8 protein-coding genes are annotated in these 6,993 nt (G+C 64.8%); 1 reads left to right on the top strand and 7 read right to left on the bottom strand.

The features are described 5' to 3' along the window. Window positions 1-1,115, bottom strand: a 1,115-nt coding sequence (locus GY725_02850; GenBank protein ID MCP4003114.1) for a DEAD/DEAH box helicase family protein, incomplete at its 3' end; no start/stop codon positions are given. A gap of 122 nt (window positions 1,116-1,237) precedes the next feature. On the opposite strand from GY725_02850, the gene GY725_02845 reads away from it, so the two are divergent. Then, window positions 1,238-2,107 carry a ribokinase gene (locus tag GY725_02845; GenBank protein MCP4003113.1) on the top strand — a complete coding sequence of 290 codons (870 nt, stop codon included), beginning with the start codon at window positions 1,238-1,240 and terminating at the stop codon, window positions 2,105-2,107. Between the two features lie 3 nt (window positions 2,108-2,110). Here the strand turns inward: GY725_02845 and GY725_02840 are convergent, their stop codons facing one another. From GY725_02840 to dnaX, 6 genes are all read right to left on the bottom strand, one after another. Next, the gene (locus tag GY725_02840; protein ID MCP4003112.1) at window positions 2,111-2,920 is read right to left on the bottom strand and encodes an alpha/beta fold hydrolase; all 810 of its coding nucleotides are present in this window, start codon (window positions 2,918-2,920) and stop codon (window positions 2,111-2,113) included. Window positions 2,921-3,025: 105 nt separating this feature from the next. Next, window positions 3,026-3,619 (bottom strand): GTPase domain-containing protein, encoded by a 594-nt coding sequence (locus tag GY725_02835; GenBank protein ID MCP4003111.1) that lies wholly within the window; start codon window positions 3,617-3,619, stop codon window positions 3,026-3,028. A gap of 7 nt (window positions 3,620-3,626) precedes the next feature. Continuing rightward, window positions 3,627-4,118: a roadblock/LC7 domain-containing protein gene (locus GY725_02830; GenBank protein MCP4003110.1), complete on the bottom strand. Its 492-nt coding sequence runs from the start codon at window positions 4,116-4,118 to the stop codon at window positions 3,627-3,629. Between the two features lie 285 nt (window positions 4,119-4,403). Beyond that, window positions 4,404-4,988 carry a recombination protein RecR gene (gene recR / locus GY725_02825; GenBank protein MCP4003109.1) on the bottom strand — a complete coding sequence of 195 codons (585 nt, stop codon included), beginning with the start codon at window positions 4,986-4,988 and terminating at the stop codon, window positions 4,404-4,406. A gap of 20 nt (window positions 4,989-5,008) precedes the next feature. After that, window positions 5,009-5,338, bottom strand: coding sequence for a YbaB/EbfC family nucleoid-associated protein (locus tag GY725_02820; GenBank protein ID MCP4003108.1), 330 nt, complete (start codon window positions 5,336-5,338; stop codon window positions 5,009-5,011). 17 nt (window positions 5,339-5,355) lie between these two features. Next, window positions 5,356-6,972: a DNA polymerase III subunit gamma/tau gene (gene dnaX, locus GY725_02815; GenBank protein ID MCP4003107.1), complete on the bottom strand. Its 1,617-nt coding sequence runs from the start codon at window positions 6,970-6,972 to the stop codon at window positions 5,356-5,358. Window positions 6,973-6,993 lie beyond the last annotated feature (21 nt).

The raw sequence follows: 6,993 nt of genomic DNA, 5'->3' as shown, positions 1-6,993 counted from the left end.
GCCGAGCGCGCACCGATCGCGATCGGCACACTGCCCTCGCGGATGCGCCGCCACTGGTCGAAACGCTCGCCCGCCGAGAGCCCACTGTGCAAGACGGCGACGCGATCGCCGAAGCGCGCGCGGAAGCGATCCACCAGTTGATGGGTCAGTGAGATCTCCGGCACCAGGATGATCGACTGACGCTCGGATTCCAGCGCCTTCTGAGTGGCGCGCAGATACACCTCGGTCTTTCCGCTGCCCGTGATGCCGTACAGAAGGAAGGTGTCGTCCATGCGCTCGTCGATCGCGGTGACGATCTCGGCGACGGCTTCGCGCTGGTGTGGGGTCAACTCGGGAATCTCTTCGGGCGCCGTCATCGGAGACGATTGTTCGCCGCGCATCACCTCGCGTTCGTCGAAGCTGACCAGCGAATCCTCGCGCAACGCGCGCAGTGCCGCACTCGCGCGCAGAGGTGCGGGTTGGGCGAGCAACTGTTCGAAAATCTCCAGCCGTCGGGGTGCGCGGAGCAGATTTTCGCGCGCGGCCTCGACGTCGACTCCGTCGGCGATCCGGTAGACGCGCTCGGTGCGCATCTTCACACGCGGGGGCTCGGTCGCCAGTTCGCGCGAGACCCAACCCACACGCTCCAGGTGATCGAGCGCCGGCACGGCCGCGGGAAATCGCGAGCGCAGTGTCGACTCCGGCAGGGGTCGCTTGCCCAGCGCCCAGAGCACCTTGCCCAGGGTTCCGCGCGCCTCGCCGCGTTCCAGCGCGCGCCGCCCCGGAGACTCGAGCTGTACGCGCCGACCCGGACGCGGCGCCGTTCCCGGAGGAATCGCGGCGGCCAGCGCAGTGCCCGGCGGGCAGAGCGCGTCCCGGGCAGCCCGCAGAATGATCTCGATCAGCGGCGCGGGCAGGACCGGCTCGGCGTCCAGGATCTGCAGCACCGATTTGAGCTTGCGACCGCCAAACGCCAGTGGCTCGACGCCTGCCACGACCACCCCGACCAGGCGCCGGCTGCCGTAGGGAACCAGCACGCGCACGCCGGGCTCGGCCGAGGTTCCCTCGGGCAGCGCGTAGCGGAACGTCTGCTCGACGGGAACGGGGATCGCAACTTCGACGGCGCGGGCACTCACCCGATCTTTGTACTCCCCACCGAGCCTTCCGGCCAGCGACGCTTGCCGAGTCGGCTGGTTCCGACTACCTCCTCGGCATGCGCGATATCGCGGTCGTCGGCAGCCTGAATGTCGATATATCGATGGAACTGCCCCGCCTGGCCCGGCCCGGCGAGACGATCCGAGGGCAGAGCCTGGAGATCGGCCCCGGGGGCAAGGGTCTCAACCAGGCCGTGGCGGCGGCCCGCCTGGGTGGACGGGTGCACATGATCGGCTGCATTGGAGACGATGTCTTCGCCGATGTGCCGCTTGGCGCATTGCGCGAGGCCGGAATCGATACCGATCACGTGACGGCACTGGACGGTGAGCGCTGCGGCGTCGCCATGATCTGGGTGGATGCAAAGAGCGGCGAGAACATGATCGGCACGATTGGCGGCGCCAATCACCGGGTTTCGCCCGCGCACGTCGAGGATGCCGTGGCGATCTTCCGCGCTTCAGGCGTGCTTCTGGTGCAGCTCGAACTCCCGCTCGAGGCGGTCGATCGCGCCCTGGACCTGGCCGCGCAACACCGCGTCACGACCGTGCTCGATCCCGCACCAGCGCGCGAACTCGACGACGCCCTGCTGCGCAAGGTCGACGTGCTGACGCCCAATGAAAGCGAAGCCCAGGCCCTGTCGGGCATCGAAGTGGTCGACATCGAATCCGCTGCGCGGGCCGGGGCCGAGTTGCGCGAGCGAACTCAGGGCGATGTGATCGTGACGCTGGGCGAGAACGGTTGCGTGTGGAGCTACGCGACGGGCTTTGAGCACATCCCGGCTCCACGGGTTCGAGCGGTCGACACCACGGGCGCGGGCGATGCCTTCAACGGCGGTCTGGCGCTGGGCCTGGCGCGCGGCGAAAACCTGGGCAGTGCGTTGCATCTCGCGCTGCGTGCGGGTTCGGCCGCCACGCTGGCGCGCGGAGCGGCCGCGGCCATGCCTCGACCCGAAGACCTGAATCACCTGCCGGGCTGAAAATCAGGAGAACTGACCGGAGACGAAGCGACTGATCAGCCGGTTCACGCGCGGTGCCAGCTCGGCGACCACCAGGTGTCCGGCTTCTGGAATCGGCACCAGGTGGGAGTCGGGAATGCCATCGGCGAGTTCCCGAGCCTGCGAGACAGGAGTCAGGATGTCCTGCTCCCCGCAGACCACCAGCGTAGGCGCCTGGATACTCTCCAGGCGCTCCAGTGCATCGTGCTGAATACAAGCCTGAGCCTGACGCGCGTAGACCTTGTCGTCGAGATGCGTTTCCTCGATGAAGTGGCGCCGGAGACGGTCGATCAGATCCGTCTGTTCCATGGTGGTGTTCGAGACCGTCCAGCACAGCAGGTTCTTGACGCGCAGCTCGGCCGGAACACCGAACTCGGCCATGCTCTTCCACAGATCGAGGATCGCCCGGCGGCGCGCGTCGGGCCGGGCATACGTACCGATCAGGATCAGATGATCGACGCGATCCGGATGCGCGATCGCGAGTTCCTGGGCGACCATCCCACCGAGAAAGCCCCCCATCACGTGGGCCTTGGCGATGCCCAGTTCGTCGAGCACCGAGAGCGCGTCCTCGGCCAGGTCGGCGGTCGAAAAATCCCCACCGGGATCGCCCGATCGACCCGCACCGCGATTGTCCAAGATCACACAGGGGCGTTCCTTGGAAAGCTCGGGAACCGTGACCACATTCCAGCCCTGACAGGTTCCGCCGAGCCCCATGATCATCAGCAACGGAGTGGCAGCGCCATCGCCGTGCTTTTCGTAGTAGATGGGGAATCCGCGTTTTTCGGTGGTCGGCATTCGCGGGATTCTACTCCTCGGCTCAAATTGATGCCAAAGAGCTCCGAACGCCCCCGGAGCAGCAAATAACGAGCGTCGAAGGAAAGGGGAAAGACCCGGTCGGTCCTAGCGGCCGCCCTTGCGCAGTTCCTGAAGCACTAGCTTGGCCAGTGCTTTCAGGGTTTCGAAGACTCCCTGGCCCGACTGGGCCGCCGCTTCGAAATCCAGGATCTTGCCGTCGGGGTTGAGAACTTCGCGGAGTTCTTCGACCGAGACGGCGTTGGGCAGATCCCGTTTGTTGTACTGGATCACCCAGGGAATCTTGTTGATGTCGAAGCCCTGCTCGGTGAGGTTGGCCTTCATGTTCTCGAGTGATTCGATATTGGCTTCGAAACGCTCTTCCTGGCTATCGGCCACGAAGACCAGACCGTCGGCGCCCTTCAGGATGAGCTTGCGACTGGCGTCGTAGAACACCTGTCCGGGAACGGTGTAGAGGTGGAAGCGCGTCTTGAAACCGCGAATCTCACCGAGGGCGAGCGGCAGGAAGTCGAAGAACAGGGTTCGTTCGGTTTCCGTCGCGAGCGAAATCATCTTGCCCTTGGCGTCCGGGCTGGTCTTTTCGTAGATCGCCTTCAGATTGGTGGTCTTCCCGCAAAGGCCGGGACCGTAGTACACCAGCTTGCAGTTGATCTCACGCGCGGAATAATTGATAAACGCCATGGGTTATTCAGTCCGAGAACAAATTGTCAATGTCGTCGTCACTGATCTCGGTCAGAGGCGATGCTGGGCCGTCATCTGCGAACTCGGCTTCAGCCCTCTTGAAGACTTCGTCAAAGATCTGTGAAAGCTTTTGACCCGCGCGTCTGACGCGTAAGCGCACCAGACCCAGCGAGCTGCGGTCGTCAAAAATCACCACCAGGATCACGCGCTGCGCGACCGTGGTCATGTGCATATTGTCGCGTTCGCCCTGGTGAAAATGGATCGGGAACTCGGGCTCGCCGATAATCTTCGCCAGCCCGCACGTCGCGGCGACATTGCCCGCCACCAGCGACGCGAGAGACACGGTATCGATGCCCGTGAGTTCGCCGGACTCACCTACGAGCTGTCCGTTCTTGTCGACCAGAAAGACGGCCTTGGCGTTGGCGTCCTCGACCAGACGGTCGGTCACCTCGAGGAGCCGGTTCTGGTCTTCCTCGTAGAGAACTAATTGTGGCAGCATGGACATCCGGTCCGTTCCCCCAAACAACCGCGTATTGCGCAGTCGGAATCAACCCCGGGGCCCCGAGCTTTTCCCATCCGTCGTCCAGCGACCGACAGAGTTCTGCCGGACGTCCGTAAGACTTCGAGAATGCTCTGGAAATCCCCCCCCTGGCAGCGATGCTAGCAGAGGTCTTTCCAAGGGCACAAGAGCCGATTCGCCATGCCTGATCGGCGCTCCGGTCGGGATCTTGAGCGTCGGGGGTCTGTCTGGCAGTTGATGGGCGCGAGAGTCGCCCGCTGACGCTCAACTGCTGAACTGGCGGCGATTCTCGAGTGATTTTCTCACGGTGACCGAATCGACGTACTCCAGATCGCCGCCGATCGGCATGCCGTAGCCGATGCGCGTGACCTGCACGCCAAAGCGGCGCAGTTGCTCGGCCACGTAGAGCGCCGTGGCCTCGCCTTCCGGATTGGGATTGGTGGCGAGGATGACCTCTTCGACGTCCCCGCGTTCGACGCGCTCGATCAGGGGTTGAATGCGCAGCGCCTCCGGACCAATGCCGTCCATGGGCGAGATCGTTCCACCCAGCACGTGAAAGCGCCCGCGAAACACCCCGGAGCTTTCGATCGATGCCAGGTCCGCCGGCTCCTCGACCACGCAGATCTCGTGAGAGGAGCGCGACACGTCACTGCAGATGCCACAAGGGGACTTCGCAGTCAGATTGAAGCACTCCTCGCATAACATCACTTCGCTGCGCAGTCGCAAGATGGCGGAGCCGAGTTCTTCGGGAACGTTCGCGGGAGCCGAAAGCAGAAAATACGCGAGTCGCGTCGCCGTCTTCTCGCCGACACCCGGAAGACGTCGAAAGGCCTTGACCAGGCGCTCGATCGGACCGGGCTGGCGATCGCTCACTCGCCGCCACCCATACCCGGGAGCACGCCGTCGAGCATACCGGGAGGCATGCCCGTCAACTGTTGCATCTCCTGCTGCATCATCTCTTTCGCGCGCACCATGCCCTGATTGACCGCGGCGCGGATCAGGTCCTGCAACATCTCGACATCGCGCGGATCCACGGCCTGGGGATCGATGCGCAGGTTCACGAGTTCCATTGCACCGTTGACGGTCGCTTCGACCATTCCGCCGCCGACGGTCACGTCGACGCTCCGGTGCTTGAGCTCTTCCTGCAGGCGCTTGAGCTTTCCGCCCATCTCCTGGGCCTGTTTCATGACCTGATTCATATCGAACGGCGGCTGACTCACGACGGATCTCCACTTATAGGCGCGCGCGGTGTGCGGATTTCGCGCAGCTCCGCGTCGAGTGACTCAATCATCTGCAATACGAGAGGATGGCTCTTCGATTCCTGGCGCAGGCGTCTTTCGAACTCGGGATCGCGACGCGGAAGGGGGGGGGCAATCGGCACGGGCTCCGCGTACGTGTCCGGCGGCGGTTCCTGCGGAATCGGTATCTCTTCGATTTCGGGCTCTGCGATTTCCGCCTTTACGGCTCCGGACTCTGCGGCTCCGGACTTTGCAGTTTTGAACTCTGCGATTTCGGTAGTTGAGATTCCGGACGAAGCGCTCGCGCGAGGCGGCTCGGGCACGGCTCGGGCGCTGGGCGGCGGGTTCGCCGGCTTCGCCGATGCGGAAGCCCCGCTGCGTCGCGGGCCTGGGCCGCCGCGCCTGGGAGCACCGCCGCGCGTATCCAGACCCGCGGGATCCGAGCCACCGGACCCGCCATTCTCGAGCGCTTCGAGCCTCTGGATGAGCGAGCCCAGGGCCTGGGCACTCGGCAGGGTTGCGAGTCGCACGATCGCCATCTCGAGCACCTGCTCGGGCCGCGGTGCGAAATTCAAATCCTGGTTGCGCGAAAGCAGTACGCGGAACAGACGCTGGAGCGTCTCGGGTTCGTGAGGTCTGGCGCGGGTGCGGAGTTCTTCCAGTTCGTCGGGAGCCACGTCGATCAGCGGCTGCGAATCGTCGACGAGACGCGCCACCAGCAGGTCGCGCAACGAGGCCAGAAGATCGGCCGCCAGACGCGCCGGCTCGATCCCCTTGTCGAAGGCACGCCGCACCGCGAGCAGTGCCGCAGCGGGATCCTGTTGCAGGACCGGATCGAGGATGTCGGCCAGGATGCGTCGATCGATCAGATCGAGAATCGCCATGGCGTCCGCCTCGTCGATCTGATTGCCGAGCGCACTCGACAGACGGTCGAGCAGTGTGAGCGCGTCGCGCAGACTGCCGTCGCCCTCGCGCACGAGCGCGCGCAGAACCGACTCGGGAATCTGGATGGCGTCGGTCGTGACGATCTCGGTCAGGCGTTCGAGGACTTCGGCGGGGCCGATGCGCTTGAGGTCGAAGCGCTGCACGCGCGAGAGCACGGTCGCGGGAATCTTCTGGGGGTCGGTGGTCGCGAGCACGAACAGGCTGCCGGGCGGCGGCTCCTCGAGCGTCTTCAACAGGGCGTTGAAGGCCGCAGTCGAGAGCATATGCACCTCGTCGATCACGTAGATGCGGTGCTTGCCGGGCGCGGCGGCGTAGCGGATCGACTCGCGCACCTCGCGGACGCTGTCGACACCGGTATTGCTGGCGGCGTCGATTTCCTGCACGTCGAGCGAGGTACCGGCGGCGATCTCCTTGCACGGCGTGCACTCGCCGCAGGGTTTTTCGGTCGGTCCCTGGTCGCAGTTCAGGGCGCGCGCCAGAATGCGCGCCAGCGTCGTCTTGCCCACGCCACGCGGTCCGCACAGCAAAAGGGCATGGGGCATGCGACCCAGACGGATCGCATTGGCCAGGGCCGTGGTGACGTGCTTCTGACCGTAGACCTCGTCAAAGGTCTGCGGCCGCCAGCGTCGTGCGAGAACCTCGTAACTCATCGGGGGGCATACTCCAAGGCT

It is taken from the genome of bacterium (assembly GCA_024226335.1).
Lineage (GTDB): Bacteria > Myxococcota_A > UBA9160 > SZUA-336 > SZUA-336 > JAAELY01.
The sequence above is the reverse complement of the archived record's forward strand: the minus strand, read 5'-3'. Positions and strand labels throughout refer to the sequence as shown.

Excerpts from the sequence above, each read along its gene's own strand:
- GY725_02840 (MCP4003112.1), bottom strand. The coding sequence starts at position 2,920 with ATGCCGACCACCGAAAAACGCGGATTCCCCATCTACTACGAAAAGCAC.
- dnaX (MCP4003107.1), bottom strand. The coding sequence starts at position 6,972 with ATGAGTTACGAGGTTCTCGCACGACGCTGGCGGCCGCAGACCTTTGAC.
- GY725_02820 (MCP4003108.1), bottom strand. The coding sequence starts at position 5,338 with ATGAATCAGGTCATGAAACAGGCCCAGGAGATGGGCGGAAAGCTCAAG.
- GY725_02830 (MCP4003110.1), bottom strand. The coding sequence starts at position 4,118 with ATGCTGCCACAATTAGTTCTCTACGAGGAAGACCAGAACCGGCTCCTC.
- GY725_02845 (MCP4003113.1), top strand. The coding sequence starts at position 1,238 with ATGGAACTGCCCCGCCTGGCCCGGCCCGGCGAGACGATCCGAGGGCAG.
- GY725_02835 (MCP4003111.1), bottom strand. The coding sequence starts at position 3,619 with ATGGCGTTTATCAATTATTCCGCGCGTGAGATCAACTGCAAGCTGGTG.